Annotated in this window: 19 protein-coding genes; all 19 read right to left on the reverse strand. The window is 67.3% G+C overall.

The window, feature by feature from the left end; translation table 11 throughout:
* Positions 1-38 precede the first annotated feature (38 nt).
* The gene (locus tag ACZ47F_RS03645; protein WP_464926565.1) at positions 39-884 is read right to left on the reverse strand and encodes a CbbQ/NirQ/NorQ domain-containing protein; all 846 of its coding nucleotides are present in this window, start codon (positions 882-884) and stop codon (positions 39-41) included.
* A 118-nt stretch (positions 885-1,002) separates the two neighbouring features.
* Positions 1,003-1,239, reverse strand: coding sequence for a hypothetical protein (locus tag ACZ47F_RS03650; RefSeq protein WP_464925941.1), 237 nt, complete (start codon positions 1,237-1,239; stop codon positions 1,003-1,005).
* A complete protein-coding gene (gene parA / locus ACZ47F_RS03655) occupies positions 1,236-1,874 on the reverse strand; it encodes a ParA family partition ATPase (RefSeq protein WP_464925942.1) in 639 nt (212 codons plus the stop codon). The genes ACZ47F_RS03650 and parA overlap by 4 nt, the downstream gene beginning before the upstream one ends.
* A 3-nt stretch (positions 1,875-1,877) precedes the next feature.
* Entirely contained in the window at positions 1,878-2,144 is a 267-nt protein-coding gene (locus ACZ47F_RS03660) for a 4a-hydroxytetrahydrobiopterin dehydratase (protein ID WP_464925943.1), read from the reverse strand.
* Positions 2,137-2,568: a ferritin-like domain-containing protein gene (locus tag ACZ47F_RS03665; protein WP_464925944.1), complete on the reverse strand. Its 432-nt coding sequence runs from the start codon at positions 2,566-2,568 to the stop codon at positions 2,137-2,139. Before ACZ47F_RS03665 ends, ACZ47F_RS03660 begins: the two co-directional genes overlap by 8 nt.
* Before the next feature lie 14 nt (positions 2,569-2,582).
* Positions 2,583-2,921, reverse strand: a complete 339-nt coding sequence (locus ACZ47F_RS03670; RefSeq protein WP_464925945.1) for a BMC domain-containing protein — start codon at positions 2,919-2,921, stop codon at positions 2,583-2,585.
* Between the two features lie 84 nt (positions 2,922-3,005).
* Positions 3,006-3,302: a BMC domain-containing protein gene (locus ACZ47F_RS03675; RefSeq protein ID WP_464925946.1), complete on the reverse strand. Its 297-nt coding sequence runs from the start codon at positions 3,300-3,302 to the stop codon at positions 3,006-3,008.
* A 47-nt stretch (positions 3,303-3,349) separates the two neighbouring features.
* Positions 3,350-3,646, reverse strand: a complete 297-nt coding sequence (locus tag ACZ47F_RS03680; protein ID WP_464925947.1) for a BMC domain-containing protein — start codon at positions 3,644-3,646, stop codon at positions 3,350-3,352.
* A 105-nt stretch (positions 3,647-3,751) separates the two neighbouring features.
* Positions 3,752-3,997, reverse strand: coding sequence for a carboxysome peptide B (locus ACZ47F_RS03685; protein WP_464925948.1), 246 nt, complete (start codon positions 3,995-3,997; stop codon positions 3,752-3,754).
* Positions 3,997-4,251 carry a carboxysome peptide A gene (locus ACZ47F_RS03690; protein WP_464925949.1) on the reverse strand — a complete coding sequence of 85 codons (255 nt, stop codon included), beginning with the start codon at positions 4,249-4,251 and terminating at the stop codon, positions 3,997-3,999. Before ACZ47F_RS03690 ends, ACZ47F_RS03685 begins: the two co-directional genes overlap by 1 nt.
* Before the next feature lie 10 nt (positions 4,252-4,261).
* On the reverse strand, positions 4,262-5,839 hold the full coding sequence (locus tag ACZ47F_RS03695; RefSeq protein ID WP_464925950.1) for a carboxysome shell carbonic anhydrase: 1,578 nt from the start codon (positions 5,837-5,839) through the stop codon (positions 4,262-4,264).
* A 16-nt stretch (positions 5,840-5,855) separates the two neighbouring features.
* Positions 5,856-8,579: a CsoS2 family carboxysome shell protein gene (locus ACZ47F_RS03700; protein WP_464925951.1), complete on the reverse strand. Its 2,724-nt coding sequence runs from the start codon at positions 8,577-8,579 to the stop codon at positions 5,856-5,858.
* A 120-nt stretch (positions 8,580-8,699) separates the two neighbouring features.
* Positions 8,700-9,029: a ribulose bisphosphate carboxylase small subunit gene (locus ACZ47F_RS03705; RefSeq protein WP_464925952.1), complete on the reverse strand. Its 330-nt coding sequence runs from the start codon at positions 9,027-9,029 to the stop codon at positions 8,700-8,702.
* 71 nt (positions 9,030-9,100) lie between these two features.
* Positions 9,101-10,522 carry a form I ribulose bisphosphate carboxylase large subunit gene (locus ACZ47F_RS03710; RefSeq protein ID WP_464925953.1) on the reverse strand — a complete coding sequence of 474 codons (1,422 nt, stop codon included), beginning with the start codon at positions 10,520-10,522 and terminating at the stop codon, positions 9,101-9,103.
* Between the two features lie 301 nt (positions 10,523-10,823).
* A complete protein-coding gene (locus ACZ47F_RS03715) occupies positions 10,824-11,150 on the reverse strand; it encodes a P-II family nitrogen regulator (RefSeq protein WP_464925954.1) in 327 nt (108 codons plus the stop codon).
* Positions 11,147-14,260 (reverse strand): DUF2309 domain-containing protein, encoded by a 3,114-nt coding sequence (locus ACZ47F_RS03720; RefSeq protein WP_464925955.1) that lies wholly within the window; start codon positions 14,258-14,260, stop codon positions 11,147-11,149. Before ACZ47F_RS03720 ends, ACZ47F_RS03715 begins: the two co-directional genes overlap by 4 nt.
* On the reverse strand, positions 14,245-15,006 hold the full coding sequence (locus ACZ47F_RS03725; protein ID WP_464925956.1) for a hypothetical protein: 762 nt from the start codon (positions 15,004-15,006) through the stop codon (positions 14,245-14,247). The genes ACZ47F_RS03720 and ACZ47F_RS03725 overlap by 16 nt, the downstream gene beginning before the upstream one ends.
* A 14-nt stretch (positions 15,007-15,020) precedes the next feature.
* Positions 15,021-16,718, reverse strand: coding sequence for a proton-conducting transporter transmembrane domain-containing protein (locus tag ACZ47F_RS03730; protein ID WP_464925957.1), 1,698 nt, complete (start codon positions 16,716-16,718; stop codon positions 15,021-15,023).
* Positions 16,719-16,879: 161 nt separating this feature from the next.
* Complete coding sequence (gene glnE / locus ACZ47F_RS03735; protein ID WP_464925958.1) at positions 16,880-19,654, reverse strand: bifunctional [glutamate--ammonia ligase]-adenylyl-L-tyrosine phosphorylase/[glutamate--ammonia-ligase] adenylyltransferase; 2,775 nt, start codon at positions 19,652-19,654, stop codon at positions 16,880-16,882.
* Positions 19,655-19,743: the final 89 nt, after the last annotated feature.

A 19,743-nucleotide genomic window follows, 5' to 3' on the forward strand; every position in this document is an offset into this window, starting at 1 on the left:
CCCCGGCGCCCGCCGCGCGGGCGGGCACGTGGCGGCTTTTAGAAGTAGGTGGTCACCGCGGCGTCGAGTGCGTCGCGCATGTCAGGGTCGTCGGTGATCGGGCGCACCAGCGCCATGCGGCAGGCGGCCAGCGGCGCCACGCCCTGTGCGATCAGCGAGCCGGCGTAAATCAGCATGCGGGTGGACAGACCCTCGTCCAGCCCGTGGCCCTTGAGGTTGCGCGAACGCTCGGCAATGTGCACCAGATTCTTGGCCACATCCAGCCCTACACCCGATTCGTGCGCGACGATCTCGGCCTCGACCTCGTGCTCGGGGTAGTGGAAGTCGAGTGCGGCAAAGCGCTGCTTGGTCGACTGCTTCAGATCTTTCATCAGGCTTTGATAGCCCGGGTTGTACGAGATGACCAGCTGGAAGTCGGGGTGCGCCTGGATGATCTCGCCCTTCTTTTCCAGCGGCAGGATGCGCCGGGCATCGGTCAGCGGGTGGATCGCTACGGTGGTGTCCTGCCGCGCCTCGACCACTTCGTCGAGGTAGCAGATTGCGCCCAGCCGCGCAGCCAGCGCCAGCGGGCCATCCTGCCAGCGGGTGCCGTTGGCGTCGAGCAGAAAGCGGCCAACCAGGTCGGAGGCGGTCATGTCCTCGTTACAGGCCACGGTGATCAGCGGCTTGCCGAGTTTCCACGCCATGTACTCGACAAAGCGGGTCTTGCCGCATCCGGTCGGCCCCTTGAGCATCACCGGCAGCCGCACCGAATAGGCGGCCTCATAGAGAGCGACTTCGTCGCCCACCGCGCGGTAGTACGGTTCGCTGGGCACGCGGTAGGCATCCAGAGCGGACACAGGCGCAGCGGACAGGTCGGCCGCATGCCGGTATGCGGCGGGCATGACAGAACCGGCGCGCGCCACACGGACATCCTGGCGCGGCGCGTACGTGCGGACATAGTCGTCTTGACGCATGGCGTTTTTCTCGAAAGGGTCTGCAGAGTCAGGCCGGCAGTTGGGTTCAGTCCGGCCAGATGCGCTGCGGAAACAATGTGGAGGCCGACGGTGCGGGCTCTGCGGCCAGCGGCGAAGCGGCGGTGAGCGTTGCCGGCGCGGCTGCAGCGCGGGACGCCGCAGCGGTCTTGGCCGCAGGCGCCGGCCTGGCTGCAGGCTTGCGCGTTGGGGCGGCGGTTTTGGCAGGCTGGGCGGTGCGCGCCTGGCGCACGCTCTGGGTCAGTTTGTCCTTGATGCTGCTCATGATAGATCAATCTCCTTGAGGATGGCGTCGATCTCGGCCGCCGCCGCCTGGCCGCGGGCGCCCATTTGATAGACCGACAGGCCGTCGAGCGCCGCGGCGCGGTAGATGGCACGTCGACGCATGGCGGCGCGCAGCACGGGCAGGCCGAACTCAGCCAGCGCGTCCTGCATTGCCGCCGACAGCGCGCTGCGCTGTTCGATCTGATTGAGCACCAGATACGCGCGCAGGCCCGGGTTTTGGCGACGCGCGGCCTCGACCTCCTGCGGCAGGCGCAGGCTGGCCCACAGATCGACCGGCGAAGGCAGCACGGGAATGAGGGCGATGTCGCTCGAGCGCAGCGCCTGGCTGGACGCATGGCTGTCGAGCGATGGCGGGCAGTCGAGCACGATGTGCCGGTAGGCAAGGTAGGTATGGCGCAGCGCCGCGCCATCCCAGCGCCCGGCGATCTGCTTGACCATGGCCGGATAGGGCTGTGCGCCGGCTGCGCCCCACTGCAACGCCGACCCCTGCGGATCGAGGTCGATGACCACGGTCGGGCCACGCCGCGCCAGACCGGCGGCCAGATTCATCGCCAGCGTGGTCTTGCCGGCGCCACCCTTCTGGTTGATGACGGCCAGCACCTTGGCGGCAGCCATGATTCAGCGCGGCCCGGCCGCCAGCGCGTCGATGCGCGCGGCAAAGGCGTGTTCGGCAGCGCCCATGGTCTGGCCATCCTCGGCATCGAGGGTGATGTTGACATAGGTGGTGCCAAAGTTGATGTTCTGCGGATGCCGCCCGGTTTCCTCGGCCAGGGCGGCCAGGGCGTCGAGGAAGGACCGCGTCTGCGCGTAGCTGTCGAATGCAAAGCGTTTGAACAGCGTGGGCGGCTTGCCCTGCTCGCGCCAGCCGGTGGTGTGCTCAGCCATGCGGCTCTCCTTCGGTGTGTTGCACCCGCTGCAGATGCCGGGATTCTTCGTCGAGCAGGCGAGCGAACAGCGCGGCGGAATCATCGTCGCGCACGCGCTGCGCATGGCGCAGCGCATCCGCGTACAAACGCACCGCCGCGGCCTCAAGTTGCGCATCCTGCTGGCGCAGATCGGCAGGACTGCGCCCCAGCCGCGCCGGCGGCAGGTTACCGGCCGACGGCGCGATACCGTGCAGGATGAGCCTTTCCATCAGCGCGCGGGCATGGTCGAGTTCCTCCAGCGCCTCGCGGTGCAGTTCGGCCGCCAGCGCCGCATCGCCCCACAGCCGGGCCAGCACGCTTTGGGCGAGATATTGCTGCACCGCGGTCATTTCATGACCGAGTGCGCGCGTCATCCAGCCCAGAGTGCGGGAATCCACCGCCATGGCCGCTGCCGCGATCAGCTGCGGGTGGAGGTGATTTCGGCATCGCGGCCACCGCCGTCCGCGTCGGGCCGGGTCGGCAGGATGCCTTCGACTTCGCTGTGCACGCGGGCGATGATGTGCGCCGCCACCAGGCCGTCGCCCACCCGCTCGCAGGCGTCTGCACCGGCGCGCACCGCCGCGTTGACCGCACCGGTTTCGCCGCGCACCAGCACGGTCACATAGCCGCCGCCGACGAACTGGCGACCGATCAGACGCACTTCCGCTGCCTTGCACATCGCGTCAGCCGCCTCGATCGCCGGCACCAGGCCGCGGGTTTCGATCATGCCCAGGGCAATGCCCGTCACACTTGCCATTGCAGTTTCTCCTTCAGGTTGGCCCGAAACCCCCGCAGGCGCAAGCCATGCGGGCGGGGTGGGCGCATTCATGCCGCTTGCCGATTAGGCGCTCGGCGCGGAGGGCAGAATGCCCTCGACTTCGCTGTGCACGCGGGCGATGATGTGCGCCGCCACCAGGCCGTCGCCCACCCGCTCGCAGGCGTCTGCACCGGCGCGCACCGCCGCGTTGACCGCACCGGTTTCGCCGCGCACCAGCACGGTCACATAGCCGCCGCCGACGAACTGGCGACCGATCAGACGCACTTCCGCTGCCTTGCACATCGCGTCAGCCGCCTCGATCGCCGGCACCAGGCCGCGGGTTTCGATCATGCCCAGGGCAATTCCATTCACGTTTGCCATTTTTCGCTCCTATTGAGGTTGCAATTACCAATGCCGACCGCTGGGGATCAGGCGGTTGGCGCTTCGGGCAGAATGCCCTCGACTTCGCTGTGCACGCGGGCGATGATGTGCGCCGCCACCAGGCCGTCGCCCACCCGCTCGCAGGCGTCTGCACCGGCGCGCACCGCCGCGTTGACCGCACCGGTTTCGCCGCGCACCAGCACGGTCACATAGCCGCCACCGACGAACTGGCGACCGATCAATCGCACATCCGCGGCCTTGCACATGGCATCCGCCGCTTCGATCGCAGGCACCAGGCCGCGCGTCTCGATCATTCCCAGGGCAATGCCCATCCGTTCAGCCATTTGTCACTCCTTGTCGAAAATCGCCTTCACACCCATCGGCACCGGGCCCCTTGCCCGCATTGCCGTCTTTGCTCGCATGACTGCACGGAAAACCCGCGGTCGGGCTCACGCCTCCCAGTCGTCGATGATTCCGCAGATGGTCAGATCCGTGGTCACGGTCGGGTCGGGCATCGCCAGCCTGGCGGCACTGCCCAGGGTAGTGAACACCCACGTCCCCACCGGCGCGCCCACCGGATCGGTGGCCACCTCGATGTTGCCTCGTTGTCCCTGCAGCACGCGCAGTGACGCGGCTTTCAGCCCCGGCACCCGCCGCGTGCAAACCAGTTCATCCTTGACCCGCCAGATTTCCATCAGCCCTCCGGATTCCAGTGGTCGATGATGCCGACGATGGTCAGATCGGACGGAAAGTCCTTGCTGCCCGCCGCCTCGCGCGCCGCTGACGATCCCACACAGATGACCCAGTCGCCGGGCACGCAGCCCACCGCATCGACCGCCACGCTGCGCGTGCCGCCAGGCTTGTCCTGCACCACCAGCAGCGGGCGATGACCGAAGGAGTCGATCCGGTTGGTCGACACCAGGGTCTTTTCGACTCGCATGATCCGCATCGATCTGTCCTCAATGTCCTGAATCCGCCACCGCTTCATCGACGAACACGCAGCGCTCGGTGTCGAAACGGTCGGACAGCGCCACGCGGCAGATCAGCAGCTCGCGCGCGACCAGCGCCGGGTAGCGGGCTTCGATCGCCGCCTTCACCCGCCGGGCGCGCTTGAGCGCGCGCTCGCGCGAACCGGGCACACGTGACGAGTAGTAAAAATGCACGAGCACCGGCACGGCCAGGCCGTGCTGGACATTCAGGCCGGTGAAAATCTTGATGCCCACGTCGATGTCGGGCGCGCCTTCCTCGACCGTGTCCAGATGAGCGAAGTAGTACTTGTTGCGCATCTGCACATAGTCGGTGGCTTCTCCGGCGCAGATGAATTCCTCGTCATGCCCGAGCACGCTGTAGCGGCCCTGATGATGGTGGATGACGTACTCGATCTGCGACAGGTTCGCCTCGGCCAGGGCCAGCACCAGCCGGCGCATACCGGGCGCCATCGCGCCGCGGCCCTGTGCCCAGCCGTCCATGTTCTGCGCCTCGTCCACACGCTGCGCGATCAGCGCGCGCGCACCTTCGGCCGACAGACCAACGGTGTCCCGGTACAGTTCGGCGGTATCGACATAGCGATAGGGGTTGACGTCGCCGTCGGCGTCGGGCAGGTGGATGCGCAATGCATCCAGATCGGTGTCTAGGCCGATCAGCAACACGTCGGGCGCAGCGCCAATCCCATAGGTGCGCTCGATTGCAACGCGCAGTTCATCCAGGCGTTGTTTGGCCGACTCGACCGCCTGCTTGTCGTTGCTGGCATGAAAGGCACAGCCCTGCTCGTGCGCGTGTGAGCTGCTGAAGTGGTAGACAGCGATCTTGAGATAGTTCTGCGACTCGCCGCCAGGAATTCCGCCACTCAAGCGCTCAACTTCGCGATGCGCCCAGTCGACCATGTCGGCCTCGACATCGAACATCGCTCCGGCATAGGCCTTGAGGTAGACATTTCGGTTGGGCGCCATGCGCAGCACGAAGGGCAGCAGGCCCTGCAGCCGTCCATCTGCACAGGGGGTGATGTCCACGGTGTGGTAGCCGCAGTCCGCGAGGAAATCGGGCGTGATCGCCATGCGGTCGAGCCACAGCGCCTGATCCGTCTCGGTCTGGTCGACGCAAAGCTTGAAGCTCTGGAAAATGCAGTGCGCATGCAGCGCCTTCATGTCCAGCCCCGACACCCAGGCATCGTCGAGCAACTGCTGCGGCAGGGTGTAGCCCAGCCGTTGCTGGGCCAGACGCTGCGCGCTTTGCGCAAAGTCGGGGGCATGCTGCATGGCCGAGATCTGCTTGAGCACATCGACAATGCCGTTGAAGCGCCCGCGCACCCGATGCTCGTAGTCGGACAGGCGCTGGTTGAGCTCGGCGTCGACCAGCGCATGCTCGCAGCGCTGGCCCGGGCCGATGACACAGACCGGATGGCCCGTGCCCTGATCGACCACGCTGCGCGCCTGCCGCACCGCGGGCAACAGCGGCGCGGCAGGCGTCAGGCTGAGCGCCGTCGAGGTCACGGAGACACCGCCTGCCTGGAGAGCCATTCTGCGCTTGAGCGTATTCATGCCTGGAGTCCCGTGATCAGCCGCGCGCACCGCCGGAGACGGTGACCGGCGCGCCGCGCACGGTGGTGCCGGCCGAGCCGGTCACGCGAGAGGACGCAAGCTCGGGGCGCTCGATGTCGCGAAAGCTCATCGCATTACGACCCGCACCGCGCGGCTCGCCGCGCAGCGACGGATTGCGCACCAGGCTAGACGTGCCTTCGGTGCCAGTCACGCGCGACTTGTCCAGCCACACATCACCGGAAATCCGCGGGCCTTGCTGACTGCCTTCGCCGCTCAGGCGCTGGGCTGCGCTCTGCTGCAGCGCGTCTTTCTGCTCCTGCTGCAGCGATTGCAGGCGCTGCACGTCCTGCTTGCGGAATTCGGGCGTGCCGGTGATCAGGCCCTCGGCCTTGTTGATCGACCCGGTGATGCGCTCGGTGCCCAGCGCGCTGCCGGTCACGCCCTGATCGCGCTCGCGACCCAGCGAGGCATGGCCCGGGGTGACGATGCTGAACGCCCGGGGCGCAGCCTCGCGCACCGGCGGCTCGGCAGGGCGCACGCGCGGCACGAAGCGGCCGCTGGTAGCGCATTGCGCCGGCAGGGTGTCCAACCCGACATAGGGCGTGCCGGTGACCGGCTCACACGCGCCGCGCTCGTCTCCTGTCATCACCGAACCCCCAGCGCCAGGCCGGTCGCCGGTAATCGCACGAAGAAGAATGGTGGCGCTGTCGCGCAGCACGTTGCGCTGCTGCTGCAGCGCGGAAGGCGGACAGAACTGTGCATACTGCCCCTGACCGTAGTAGCCGTTGCCGCTGATTGGCGCGCAGGCGCCAGCCTCGGTACCAGTGACTTTAGCGCTGGGCGCAGGCAGACTGCCGGTGACCGGCAGACCACCCCAGGTCTGGTCGGTCGCCACCTTGGCGACCGGCTCGATCACGGGCGGCGCCTCGCAGACAACGGCCAGTTGTTGGGTGCCGATGTAATCGACGCCGGTGACGGGTTGGCACCCGTATGACTCATCACCGGACAATTTTGGGCTGGGCGCGACCTCCGAACCGGTCACGACACGGCCACCCAGGGTCTGCATGGCGCTGACCTTGGACGGGGCCGCATTCACCGCGCCGCCGAAATCCTTGGTGTTGAAATACTGGTTTCCGGTCACGGCACGCGACGCGCCAGCTTCGTTGCCGGTCACGCGCGGGCTGCGGCCCACGTCGGTGCCGGTCACGCTCTGGCCGTCACGGCTGGACATGACGCTGACCTTGCGCGGCGGCTTGGGTACCTCGGTATTGCAGAACTGCACGAATTGCTCGGTCGACAAGTATTGTGTGCCGGTCACCGGGCGACAGGCGCCGGCCTCATCGCCGGTCATGCCCTTGCGCGAGCCGATGCCGGTGCCGGTCACCGGCTTGCCCAGCAGGGTGGTCGTCACCTCGACCTTGTTCGGCGCCAGATCGGGCGCGGTGACGGTGTAGCCGGTACCAGTGATCACGCGGTCGGCACCCTGTTCACCGCCAGTGACCTTGACCGGACGGTCCACCAGCGTGCCGGTGAAGCGCTGCCCCATTTCAGTCGTGCCACGGCCGACCTTGACCGGCCCAGCAGGCGGCCGGGTGTCGCAGAACTGCTCGAAGCGCTCCGCACCAAGGTATTCGGTGCCGGTGACGATGCGGCAGGCGCCGGGCTCGTCGCCGGTGACCTTGGGCGAGCGGCCGACCTCGGTGCCCGTCACCCGCTGCTCGCGCAGGGTGGTGCTGACCCCCACCTTGGGTGGATTGGGCGCTGGGCGGGTACTGCACAGGGTCTCGAACTGTTCCGTGCCAATGTACTCGGTGCCGGTGATCACCCGGCAGGAACCCGGCTCGTTGCCGGTGACCCGCTGGCTGCGCTCGACCTGGGTGCCGGTGACGCGCTGGCCTGACAGGGTATGCCCCTCCTCGACTTTGGGCGGCACGGCTGCAGCGCGCAGGTCACGCGCTTTCATCCTGCCCGAAGGACGGGGGGTGCTGTCGCTCGCCGCCCCAGCGCGGCCGACCAGCGACTGCACATGGCGGCGCTGCATTGCCACCTGGCGCGCGGTGGCACCCTTGGTCATCGCAGCCTGCCAGTCCTGGCCTGGCAGCGATGCGGCAATCTTGGTGGCCTGCGCCACGCGACGCAACCCAGCCTTGCCATCTTGCGCCAAGGCGGCGCGGCGCGCCTGCGCCAGCGCACGCCCACTGGCCACTGGCACAGCACGTACGATGTCTCGCGCGACTTCCTGGTTTTCCGTGCCCGAGAATGCCGCCGCGCTGACAGACGCCGCCGGGGCGCAGCCACACTCGGCCTTCACCCCGCAGCCGCAAGATCCGGCCCGCCCGGCGGTCTCGCCAGCCCCCATGCCCGCTGAGGCACCCGGACGCAGATGCGCACTCGGGCGGCGGCTGGCGGGAGCGGCCTGTTGCGCCGGCAGCGCCGCCTTGCCCTGCTGCGACAGCGCAAGCCGGCGCGCCCTGGCCGGGCTCAGGCTGGCCGGCGGCAGGGCAGGCGGCGCCTCGAACGCCGGCATCGCCCGCACTGCGGCAGCGTAGGACGCAGCCGGCGCGGGCCGCTGCTGCGCCGACATCGGCGCGGCGGGCGACTCCGACCGGACACGCATCGGCGTGGCGGACGGTCTGGCCGCTGCGGCCTTGCCGTGCAAGGCCATGGCCTGGCGCCGCTTGAGTGCCAGCTCGCGACCCGAGAGGGTCGCCTGCGCATGGCGATCGGCAGGGTTTGTCATGGTGGACCTCGATGCAGAGAGTCGGGGAGTCGGGGATTCGGGGCGACCCAGGACGCGGGCCGCAGGACACGGCATCAGCGGCGGACGCGGCAGCAACAGCCGTCACGCCCGCCGGGGGGCTCAGCGGTAGACGACGAACGCGGTGCCCTGACTCTGGGCGTAGTTGTCGTAGGCCACGAAGCGCACCATGTGGTCGGGAAACTCGCGGTGGCAGGCTTCGATTTCGGCCAGCACCGCGTCGACGGACTGCTCACCAAACATCGGCAGCTTCCACATGTACCAGAAGCTCACTCTTGCGGGCGTGCCCTTTTCGGTGTGTTCAACCGCGGGATTCCAGCCCTGCGCGATGGCGTAGGCGATCTGGCGGCGGACCTGCTCGGGCGTCATTTGCGGCAGGTAAGAGAAGGTCTCGTACTTCTTGGTGGACTTGTAGGCTTGCACATTGGCCATGATGAATTCCTTTCGAGGCTATCGGTGGCAGGTGGCGGCAGCCGCGCAGGTGGCGACCGCCGCAGGCGCGATCACTTGTTGGCGACGTCCAGCTTGTCGACCGTGTCGAACTCGAACTTGATCTCTTTCCAGGTTTCCATGGCGATCTTCAGTTCGGGCGAGTGCTGGGCGGCAGCGGTGAGAATCTCCTTGCCTTCCTTCTCGACCTGACGGCCTTCGTTGCGGGCCTGGACGCAGGCTTCCAGCGCGACACGGTTGGCCGCGGCGCCGGCGGCGTTGCCCCAGGGGTGGCCGAGCGTGCCGCCGCCGAACTGCAGCACCGAGTCGTCACCAAAGATGGTGACCAGCGCCGGCATGTGCCAGACGTGGATGCCGCCGGATGCCACGGCGAAGGCGCCAGGCATCGAGCCCCAGTCCTGGTCGAAGAAGATGCCGCGCGAGCGGTCTTCCGGCACGAAGGATTCACGCAACAGATCGATCCAGCCCAGGGTGGAGGCGCGGTCGCCTTCGAGCTTACCCACCACAGTGCCGGTGTGCAGGTGGTCGCCACCCGACAGACGCAGGATCTTGGTCAGCACGCGGAAGTGGATGCCGTGATGCGGGTTGCGGTCGAGCACGGCATGCATGGCGCGGTGGATATGCAGCAGCATGCCGTTGTTGCGGCACCAGTTGGCCAGACCGGTGTTGGCGCAAAAACCGCCGGTGATGTAGTCGTGCATGATGATGGGCGCGCCGATTTCCTTGGCGTATTCGGCGCGCTTGTACATCTCTTCCGGCGTCGGCGCGGTGACGTTGAGGTAGTGACCCTTGCGCTCACCCGTTTCTGCTTCCGCTTTCTGGATCGCCTCGACGACGAAATCGAAGCGCTCGCGCCAGCGCATGAACGGCTGGCTGTTGACGTTCTCGTCGTCCTTGGTGAAGTCCAGGCCGCCGCGCAGGCATTCGTACACCGCGCGACCGTAGTTCTTGGCCGACAGGCCGAGCTTGGGCTTGATGGTGCAGCCCAGCAGCGGGCGTCCGTATTTGTTGAGCTTGTCGCGCTCGACCTGGATACCCATCGGGGGGCCGCCGCAGGTCTTGACATAGGCCAGCGGGAAGCGCACGTCTTCCAGGCGCAGCGCGCGGATGGCCTTAAAGCCGAACACGTTGCCCACCAGCGAGGTGAACACGTTGACCACAGAACCCTCTTCGAACAGGTCAATCGGATAGGCGATGAAAGCGTAGAAGCAGGTGTCATCACCGGGCACGTCTTCGATGCGGTAAGCGCGGCCCTTGTAGTAGTCCAGGTCGGTCAGCAGATCGGTCCACACCGTGGTCCAGGTGCCAGTAGACGACTCGGCGGCCACGGCGGCGGCGGCCTCCTCCCGATCGACGCCCGGCTGCGGGGTGATCTTGAAGCAGGCCAATAGATCGGTGTCCAGAGGCGTGTACTCCGGCATCCAGTAGGTTTGCCGGTACTCCTTGACGCCGGCCTGATAGGTCTTGACTGCCATATCGATCACTCCTTAGCGATGAAACGCGACAAAAAATCCAATGTTCGACCGTTGCACAGGGACGGCCTTCCCGAAATACGCCGTGGCGCGCATGCAGCGCGCGCCGGATGAAACACCATGGGCGACCTTGCGATGCAGCACCGTGTCCTTTGGGCCCGGGCAGTGCGCCGGGACATCCCGGGGGCGCAGCACAGGTCTGAAGGCGAGGCAGAGAATACCGCCCAGTTCACATAAGAATCAATTTATATCGACAACACATTCGTTCAGACTAACTGAACAATCCACGCATCAGGTTCAGCGCTCAATCACGGAACTTGACCAGACGACCGACCTGGATATCCGAGATGAACACCACGCCGGAATGCGCCTCGAAAAATGCCTGGAAGCCTTCGAGCAGCGGCCCGACCAGTTCTTCCGGCACGGCAACGATGATCATCAGCAGGGCATCGTCCTCGTTGAACATCAGATGACCTTCGTAAAAGCCGTGGCTGCCCTTGCCGGAGAGGTTGCCCACGATGGTGTAACCCTTGACTCCGGCGCGATCGAGCAGATCGGTGGCGAACTCCTTGTGTGCGCCTTCGAGGATGATTTCCAGCTTTTTCAGTGGGTGCAGCTTGATGGCGTTCATATGGCGGCTTCCTCCTGCGGCATGGGTGCGAGCGCTGGGCGCTCCTCCCACTGCCCGTTGTTGTACACATAGGGTTTGTAGCCCTGGGTCGGGTCGATCACGATGGCGCGAATCCACCCGCCGAGCACCAGGCTCTTGACCTTGACCACGGCCTGCAGCGCACGCGCGGCGAAATCCAGCGGCGCCTCGATCAGCGCGATCAGCCGCATCGGTTCGTGGTAAGGCCTGCCCTCGCGCATCACGGTCTGCATCGGCAGCCCGGTGCGCAGGTCGGACAGGTTGCCGGTCATCACGCCGAAGCGGCCGGCCACGTTGTGATAGACCTTGCTGCCGCTGCCCATGTGGGCGTTATCGACGGTGGAGAAAAAATGCTCCAGGTTGATCCACTCGCCCACCACGACGGGCGCCGCGAGAATGTTCTCAAGAAGACGCCCCTTGGGGTCGCAGCGCCAGTCGTAGGACAACAGGAACGACCGCCCCTGCAGATCGGCCGCCTGCGACAGGCTGCGCCGACCGATGATGCCGTAGAGGTTCCCGGACAATCCCCATTCAGGTCGGGTCTGTGCCCAGTCCACCGCCATGCGGTGCGACAGGCGGTAGGCTTCTGCCGGCTCGAGAGGGCGCGCACGCGGCAGCAGCTTGGGCATGCGCTCGGCCGCGGCCAGCCGCGATGCGGCGCGCAGGCCGTTGCGCAATCGCTCCAGATAGACCAGCAGCTGCGGCGGCAGCAAATCCAGATCGAGCAGTTCCACCGCGTCGGTGGTGGTGTTGTGCAGCGCGGGCAGGAACCATGTGTCCTCGGGAATGGAAATGCCCCTGTCGCGCAAGCGCTCGCGTACCGCGGTCTTGTTGGCCATCTGCGACAGCACACGCGCATTGACCAGGCCCGAGCCGCCACCGCAGGCGCCGCAGTCGAGCGCAGACTCGTAAGGGTTGTTCTCGGTCTGGCCGTTGTGCCCGACGATCAGGACGAAGCGCGAGAACTGCTCGGTCAGTCCGATCATAGTCAACGCGGTGTGCACATAGTTGACCTGCTCGTCGAGCGAGTAGCCGATGCGCCCCAGCCGCACCAGCTGGTAGTTGGCGTAGTCGGGATCGACCCGGTAAATTTCGCGCAGCTTGTCGATGAACTCGGCCTCGGCCTTGGCGCTGATGCCGAAGTCCGACTGCAGGCGGGTCGGGCCGTCGCGGTGGCGCAACGCGGTTTCGCGCAGCTCGCGGATCAGCGCGTCGTTTACGCGCTCGCGCTCGATGCGCAGCTCGGCACGCAGCGCTTTGACGATCATCGCTCGCTGCAAGGTGCGGATGATGGAGTCGGCCTGCTCGCGGGTCAGCTTGTCAAGCAGCAAGCGGGTGACCGGCTTGTCGCCGTCGATGCGCCGGCGCCAGCGGCTGTAGCCCAGCGGCGCCAGGGTCTTGCCGAACAGATCGAGCCCGAACAGCATGCCCACGGCCTCGACCGTCACATACGGCGACAGCACCGAGCTCTTGAGGTCGTGCAGCACATGTCCTAGGGTGCTGACGAAGTCTTCGTCGCTCGGGTCGAGCACGGCGGGCAGCTCGAGCACCAGGTTTTTCGGTGTGACAACCGCCGGGCAGAAATGCTCCTCGCTGCCCTTGCCATAGCCGAGAAAACCCACCGGCACCCCGAAGAACCCGGCGATGCCGAAGGTTTGGTAGTCACCCACCCGCTCGAGATGGCGGCGAATCGGCTCGGAGCGTACATCGATGCAGAACATGGCCTGGGCAAATGGCCGCTTGCTCGCAGGTAGATCCTGTGGCACCTGAATATTGGCCAGCAAACGGTCGATCGCCTGCGCTTCCATCCCCAGGGTCCAGACCATGCCCTCCTGCTCGGCAAACGTTTGCAAGCCCTGCATCAGCCCGGCCAGACCCGCGGTATCGATCGTCTCGAGTACGGCCTCAGCGCCCGCGACCTGCGCCAGCGTGCGCAGCGCGGCGGCCTGTGCCTGCGCCCGCTGCAGCCGCGCCTGCGGTGCGTAGTCGCGCAGCAAGGCGTCACAGCGCGCACGGTTGCCGCGAGCCAGCGCGTCGTCGATGCGATGCGCCCAGTCCGGCAAGACCTCGCCGCTGTGCAGTTCCAGACGCAGCGCGCATTCCGCGGTGCGCTCGCGTAGCAGGGCATCGAGCTGCTCGCGATTGGCCGGGGTGCGACGGTGGCGCGCGCTCTCCTGCACCAGCGCCAGACCGACCACCAGGCGGATGGCCAGCAGATCGACGATGTCGGCCGGGTAGCGCTGCGCCCAGTAGTAATGCTTGGCCGAGGCCCGCCAGCGCACGAAACCGGTCCAGCCGTGCAGGCGGGTGAGTTCGCGGGTGAAGTAGTCCGGCCAGTCGTCCGCGGCGATGCCCAACTCCTGCATCACATGCACGACCGCGCTTTCGCCATCCTGCACCGCGTCGAGGATGCGCCGCACATGCAGGCCGCGCAGGAACAGCCGGGCATTGCGCCGTGCGATCTCGCTCCAGGCGGCAAACAGCCCGCGCTCGCGTCCCGGCATGCGCCAGGACGACTGATCCTCATCGAAAAAATCCAGGCAGCTCTTGATCACCAGTTCGTCGAGCTCGGTGGCGATCTGCGTACCCCAAAGCGCATCGACCGCCTCAGGCAAGGTGTGTCCGCGCAGGCGCTGGCGCAGCACGTCGGGCGTGACCTGTGCATCGTCCTGGTCTGCGGGCAGCGCCACGCCGCGCAGCACCGCGTGCACATCGGCAGGCCGCGCCCGCGGATCCACCGGGTCGCGATCGCTAGCGGCGTGCATCACCGCATCCAGCCAGCGCGGCCAGTCCACCTGCGGCACCGCGGGCAACGCCTGGCTGCGCCGGGACAGCTCTTGCTCGACCGTCGCACGGCAAACCTTGCCCTGACGCTCCCAGGCCTGATAGTGGCTGCGGGACAGGAACATGCGCGCGTGAAACAACTCCGCGCCGCGGCGCACCGCCTGCTCGAACGGCAAGTGCTCGAGCCCGTACAGTGGGTTGTGGTGAATGAAGGTGCGCATCGGCCAGAAATACGGCACGGGCTCGCCCGCCACGTACGCGGTCGAGCGCACCCGCAGGCGCCGGCCCAGATTCAGTGCATCGACCATCCCCAACCTCCGATCAGACTCACCGCCATCGCTGCCAGCGCCAACAGCACCCAGACCAGCACCGCGCCGCGCGACAGGTCTGTGGTGCCCTCGGCACGCGGCTGCAACGGACCGAACAGCGCGTGCTGCCACAGCACCGCCGCCGCCCAGCTCCACACCAGCCACACCGTCAGCACCGTCAGCACCAGCAGCGCAGGCAGCTGCCGCAGCACGGCCAGCAGCGCAAAGAATCCGGGAAACGGTGGCGCCGCCAGCGCGGCCAGCAGCGCCACCACCCAGGCGCCAGCAAGCCGCGGGTAGGCCGGCCCGATGCGGCCCTGCAGCCCCGGATAGGCCGCCCCCAGCCGCCGGCGCAGACCGCAGGCCAGGATCATCAGCACTGCGGCGGGCACGGTCAGTGCCACGGCCACGGCCAGCAGCCGCTCGGCCTGCATGCCATGCAGCCAGGCCAGCCACACCAGCGGCCAGGCCGAGGTGGCCTGCAGCCGCGCCCAGATGAAGACCTCACGCACCGCCAGTAGACGCCAGGCATACAGCAGCGCAGTCAGTGCTGCCAAAGCGCTCAGTCCCTGCGCCAAGGGCCCCGCGGGCACCGGTGTCATGCCCAGCAGCAGCGCTCCACCGGCAGGCAGCACCAGCAGTGCCGGAATGCGCAGCCACACCGGCACGGCTTGCAACACGGCATTGACCAGCAGGCTGGCAGGAAACAGCGGCAGGGCCAGCAGCGCAAGAGCGAGTTCGGTCATCATGGTCTGCCCACTCACACCCAGCGCAGCCAGACGTTGATGCGCTTGGCCCAGCTCACCAGCGCACGCGAGAGCTGGACATAGACGTCAGACAGATAGAACTCGCGCGAGAACAGGGTGTAGAGATTGAGGTAGACCGCATTCCACAGGCTGCCCTGCCGCCCTTCGAGATCAAGCGAATGTGCGTAGAAGGTCACCAGCCAGGCGCCCACCAGCACCACGGTGAGGAACACCACCAGGATGTCGAACGCCAGCAGGTTGATGCCAGCCGCGGCGTAGCCTGCATCCCGCAGTGCTGGGTCGGGGTAGAGGAAGGTTTCGAACGCATGCGCGATCAGGGTGTAGCCCACCACCACGATGAGAAAGGACAGGAAGATCAGCGTGAGCGACCGCCAGGGATTTTCGCTCGGCAGCTTGTGGATGGAAAAGAACACCTGCGCGCCGGTCACCCAGCCGAAGAACAGCAGGATCACCGCGCCCTGCTTGTTGAAAAAGTTGGCCGCCACCAGCCAGTGCGACAGCCCGAGCACCACGGCGGGCACCAACACGGTGATCAGCGCGGCCAGCAGCCACGGCACCTGCACCGAGCGCGCCGGGCGACGCTCGGCGACGAAGGTGTAGATGTCATCGGGCGGCACGCCGTCGTCCTTGCGTGTGTCGCCGATCACATTGCCCGAGCCAAGAAACAGTGTGGCCTTGAATAGACCGTGCGCGATGAGGTGATACACCGCCAGCGAAAACGCCCCCAGCCCGCACTCCATAATCATGAAGCCCATCTGCCCCATGGTGGAATAGCCGAGCGATTTCTTGATGTCGTTTTGCGTAAGCATCAGCGCCGAGCCCAGCAACGCGGTGACCAACCCGACGATGAAGGCCAGATGCAGCACATCGGGCGCCTGGATGAACAGCGGCGCCAGGCGGTTGAACAGAAAGCCACCGGCGTTGACGATGCCCGCGTGCATCAGCGCCGACACTGGGGTTGGGCCGTCCATGGTGTAGGGCAACCAGGTGTGCAGCGGAAACTGCGCCGAACGCGCAAACGCTGCCAGCGCCGCCAGCAGCCCGGCCAGCGGCACCACCGCCACCCCGCCGAGCTGGAGATGCGGATCGGCGCCGATGCGCTCGAACAGCGTGGGTAGATCCCAGGCGCCGTACCCCCGCACCAGCAGCAGCGCCGCGCCCAGCAGCGCCAGGTCGCCCAGGCGGTAGGTGATGTAGGTCCAGAACGCGTAGCGCCCCGCAGCCGGGCGTTCGGTGTTGTGCCCGAGCAGGAAATACAGCAGTTGACCGACCGCGAACCAGGCCATCAGCAGCGTGACCAGATCGCCCGCGCAGACCATCAGCAGGATCGCCGCGGTCATCAGGTCGAGCAGGGCATAAAAACGCACATAGCCCGGCTCGTCGGCCATGTAGTTGAGCGAGTAGACATGCACGATCAGGCTGATGCCCGCCACCAGCACGGTCATGGCCGTGCTCAACGGATCGAGCAGCAGCCCGGCTTGACCGAGGCCGACGAACTGCGCCGGCGCGTCCAGCCCGGCGCGCAGGTGATACACCAGCAGCACCAGCGCCACCACCAGGGTGAGGGTGATGGCGCCGATACTCCACTGCGCCGCACGCCGCTTGGACCCACCACACAGCAGCGGCACCAGGGCAGCCGACAGCAACGGCAACGCGGGCAAGGCTAGGACGGCGACTTCGATCCAGTTCATCGGGCTGGGGCTCAGTGAGCGCAGGAGAGGACGCGCACGCGGCGGGAGCGCCCGCCGCGGTTCCGATCGTGCCGCTGCCCAGTCGGGGCTGGACGTCGGCTGCGCATCGCATCGTATGCGCAGCCGTCAGTAAGAGGAATTGATAATTTCTGTTCTTGGCTTCAGCTTGTCTGAGCGATGGGCCGCCCCGGCTGGGCCGCAGTCGCGGCATCCGCCGCGGGCAGAGTCTGCGCGCCGAACACCGCGCGGGTGAGCGCCTGCACCGCAGCGCGCTCGGCCTGCAGGCTGTCTGCGGTCACCCGCGCGGCCTGCGCGCCGGCCAGACGTTCGCGGTGCTGGATGCGGCGCAGTTCGCGATAGGCGTCGGCAGCGGCGCGGCCGACGCCCGCAGGCAGCAGGCCCAGCGCCTCGGCCATGCCCAGCAGGGCGATGTTGCCCAGATCGGCGGTGAGCTGCGGGTAGTCGGCGGCATGCGCCAGCACGAGGTATTGCACGGCGAATTCGACATCGACCATGCCACCGGGGTCGTGCTTGACGTCGAACTGGCCGCTGCGGTTGGGGTGACCGTCGGCCACCTTCTGCCGCATCGCCAGGATTTCGCGGCGCAGCGCGTCACGGTCGCGCCGGGTGGTGAGCACCGCGATGCGGATGGCCTCGAACCGTGCGCCGATGGCCTGATCGCCGGCGCAGCAGCGCGCGCGGGTCAGCGCCTGGTGTTCCCAGGTCCACGCGGTGTTGCTGCCGCGGCCGCGCTGGTAGGCGTCGAACGCGTCCAGGCTGGTGACCAGCAGCCCGGCGTTGCCGTTGGGGCGCAGCCGGGTGTCGATCTCGAACAGCCGCCCGGCTGCGGTGTGCGCGGTGAGCCACCACACCAACTTGCGCGCAAATGCGGCGTAGATGTCGGGCGCGTTGTCCGCCGGGTCGTCGTAGAGAAAGACCAGATCGAGGTCGCTGCCGTAGCCCAGTTCCTTACCACCGAGCTTGCCGTAGGCGATGACCGCGAACGCCGGCTGCGCGCGGTGGCGCTGCGGCAGCTCCTTCCAACACCATTCGAGCGCGAGCTGCACCGTGGCATCGGCCAGCGCGGAGAGTTCGTCGGCCACCTGCTCGACCCGCAGCATCCCGGCCAGATCGCGCGACAGGGTGCGGAACATCTCGGCATGAAAACCCTGACGCAGCAGATCCATGCCCTCGCCGGCGTCCCAGCGGCCGCGCTCGACCAGCGCGGCATGCTGGCGCAGCAGCTCCAGGCGATAGGTGTCCGCATGGAAGCGCTCTCCCGGCGGGGTGATGAGTTCGTCGACCACCGCGGGATGACGCTTGATGTAGTCCGCCGCCCAGGCGGAGGTTTCGAGCACATTGCACAGCCGCGCCAGCGCAGGAGGCTGTTCGGCGAAGAAGGCCAGATAGGTTTCGCGCCGACCGATGGCATCGAGCAGGTCGATCAGGCGGCTGAGGCAGACCACGGCGCCCGGGCGTTCGACCGCCATGCCGATCACGCGGTCGAGCACGCGCAGCAGCCGCAGCCGCCCGGTTTCGCTCAGCGCGGCATAACGCGGCGAGGTTTCGAGCGCTTTGAGACGGGCGACGATGGCATCATGCGCCAGCCCGGCCTTGGCCAGACGGTGGCGCACCGCATCCATGGTTTCCGGCGGCCGGCCACAGCCAGTGCATTGCGGGCCGTTGTGCAGCAGGGCGTCGAACTCGCCGGCGACGAATTCGCGCACATTGTCGAGCTCGCGCAGCAGCTTGCAGCCCTTTGGGCAGGCGGCGCGCAGCTCGGCGGCGTCGTCGACGAAGCCCATCGCCCAGGCCAGCGCGTGCAGGTCGGCGTCCTCGGCGGGCATGCTGTGGGTCTGCGCGTCGTCGAGGTACTGGATGCGATGCTCCAGCCGCCGTAAAAAGCGATAGCTCGCGGCCAGCCGCTGTCCGGGCTCGGCCTGCAGCAGACCGTGCTGCACCAGCAGGTCGAGCGCAGGCAGAGTGGCACGCTCTCGGATCTGCGGCATGCGACCGCCGCGCACCACCTGCAGCAACTGCACGATGAATTCGATTTCGCGGATGCCGCCGCGCCCGAGCTTGACATCGTTGGCCCTGTCCGGCCGTGCGGCGGCGCGCTTGGTGGCCTCGGTGCGGATCTGCCGGTGCAGCGCGCGCAGGGCTTCGAGCATGCCGAAGTCGAGATAGCGCCGCCAGACGAAAGGCTCGACCACAGCGTCCAGCGCCTGCGCCGCGCGCACGGCAGCGGGGCTGTCCAGCGGCGAGACCACGCGCGACTTCAGCCAGGCAAAGCGCTCCCACTCGCGCCCCTGCACCAGAAAATACTCCTCGAGCATCGCCAGGCTGACCACCGGCGGGCCGCTGTCGCCGTTGGGCCGCAGCCGAGTGTCGACGCGGAACACGAAACCGTCTGCGGTGGCGTCCGACAGCAGCGGCACCAAGGCGCGCACCACACGGCCGAAATACTCGCGGTTGCTCAGCGAGACCGCGCCGTCGGTCTGGCCATCTTCGTCGTACACGAACACCAGATCGATGTCGGACGAGACATTGAGCTCGCGCCCGCCCAGCTTGCCCATGCCGACCACGAGGAACTGCGCCGGCTCGCCGCTTGCGGTGCGTGGCACGCCATAGCGGGCACGCAATTCAGCGTGCGCCGCGCGCAGCCCGCTGTCCACCACGCTTTCTGCCAGATCGCTGATGCCGATGCAGACGGCCTCGAGCGGCGCCCCCGACAGATCAGATTCGATGAGCCGCAGCATCAGCGCGTTGCGCACCCGGCGCAGCGCGGTCGGCAGCGCGGCACCGACCTGCTGCAGCGTGGCACTGGCGGCATCAAGCGCGGCGCGGTCGGGAATGCCCTGCGACCACAGCGCCAGCACATCGTCGAAACGACCGGCATGGCGGCGGTAAAAGCGGGAAAACTGCGACAACTCCATCGATTCGGTCTGACCACGGCAAAGGATGGCGCAGCATATTCCAGCCACGCCGGTGCTGCACCGGCCGCGCGCAGAGCCTGTTGCCCATG

The organism is Thiomonas islandica, from assembly GCF_055383445.1.

What these genes read in the sequence shown, in the direction of transcription:
- ACZ47F_RS03645 (WP_464926565.1), bottom strand. Translation starts at nt 884, where the DNA reads ATGCCCGCCGCATACCGGCATGCGGCCGACCTGTCCGCTGCGCCTGTG.
- ACZ47F_RS03730 (WP_464925957.1), bottom strand. Translation starts at nt 16,718, where the DNA reads ATGAACTGGATCGAAGTCGCCGTCCTAGCCTTGCCCGCGTTGCCGTTG.
- ACZ47F_RS03650 (WP_464925941.1), bottom strand. Translation starts at nt 1,239, where the DNA reads ATGAGCAGCATCAAGGACAAACTGACCCAGAGCGTGCGCCAGGCGCGC.
- ACZ47F_RS03695 (WP_464925950.1), bottom strand. Translation starts at nt 5,839, where the DNA reads ATGAATACGCTCAAGCGCAGAATGGCTCTCCAGGCAGGCGGTGTCTCC.
- glnE (WP_464925958.1), bottom strand. Translation starts at nt 19,654, where the DNA reads ATGGAGTTGTCGCAGTTTTCCCGCTTTTACCGCCGCCATGCCGGTCGT.
- ACZ47F_RS03690 (WP_464925949.1), bottom strand. Translation starts at nt 4,251, where the DNA reads ATGCGGATCATGCGAGTCGAAAAGACCCTGGTGTCGACCAACCGGATC.
- ACZ47F_RS03675 (WP_464925946.1), bottom strand. Translation starts at nt 3,302, where the DNA reads ATGGCAAACGTGAATGGAATTGCCCTGGGCATGATCGAAACCCGCGGC.
- ACZ47F_RS03665 (WP_464925944.1), bottom strand. Translation starts at nt 2,568, where the DNA reads ATGGCGGTGGATTCCCGCACTCTGGGCTGGATGACGCGCGCACTCGGT.
- ACZ47F_RS03660 (WP_464925943.1), bottom strand. Translation starts at nt 2,144, where the DNA reads ATGGCTGAGCACACCACCGGCTGGCGCGAGCAGGGCAAGCCGCCCACG.
- ACZ47F_RS03710 (WP_464925953.1), bottom strand. Translation starts at nt 10,522, where the DNA reads ATGGCAGTCAAGACCTATCAGGCCGGCGTCAAGGAGTACCGGCAAACC.
- ACZ47F_RS03680 (WP_464925947.1), bottom strand. Translation starts at nt 3,646, where the DNA reads ATGGCTGAACGGATGGGCATTGCCCTGGGAATGATCGAGACGCGCGGC.
- ACZ47F_RS03715 (WP_464925954.1), bottom strand. Translation starts at nt 11,150, where the DNA reads ATGAACGCCATCAAGCTGCACCCACTGAAAAAGCTGGAAATCATCCTC.
- ACZ47F_RS03725 (WP_464925956.1), bottom strand. Translation starts at nt 15,006, where the DNA reads ATGACCGAACTCGCTCTTGCGCTGCTGGCCCTGCCGCTGTTTCCTGCC.
- ACZ47F_RS03705 (WP_464925952.1), bottom strand. Translation starts at nt 9,029, where the DNA reads ATGGCCAATGTGCAAGCCTACAAGTCCACCAAGAAGTACGAGACCTTC.
- ACZ47F_RS03720 (WP_464925955.1), bottom strand. Translation starts at nt 14,260, where the DNA reads ATGGTCGATGCACTGAATCTGGGCCGGCGCCTGCGGGTGCGCTCGACC.
- ACZ47F_RS03670 (WP_464925945.1), bottom strand. Translation starts at nt 2,921, where the DNA reads ATGGCAAGTGTGACGGGCATTGCCCTGGGCATGATCGAAACCCGCGGC.
- parA (WP_464925942.1), bottom strand. Translation starts at nt 1,874, where the DNA reads ATGGCTGCCGCCAAGGTGCTGGCCGTCATCAACCAGAAGGGTGGCGCC.
- ACZ47F_RS03700 (WP_464925951.1), bottom strand. Translation starts at nt 8,579, where the DNA reads ATGACAAACCCTGCCGATCGCCATGCGCAGGCGACCCTCTCGGGTCGC.
- ACZ47F_RS03685 (WP_464925948.1), bottom strand. Translation starts at nt 3,997, where the DNA reads ATGGAAATCTGGCGGGTCAAGGATGAACTGGTTTGCACGCGGCGGGTG.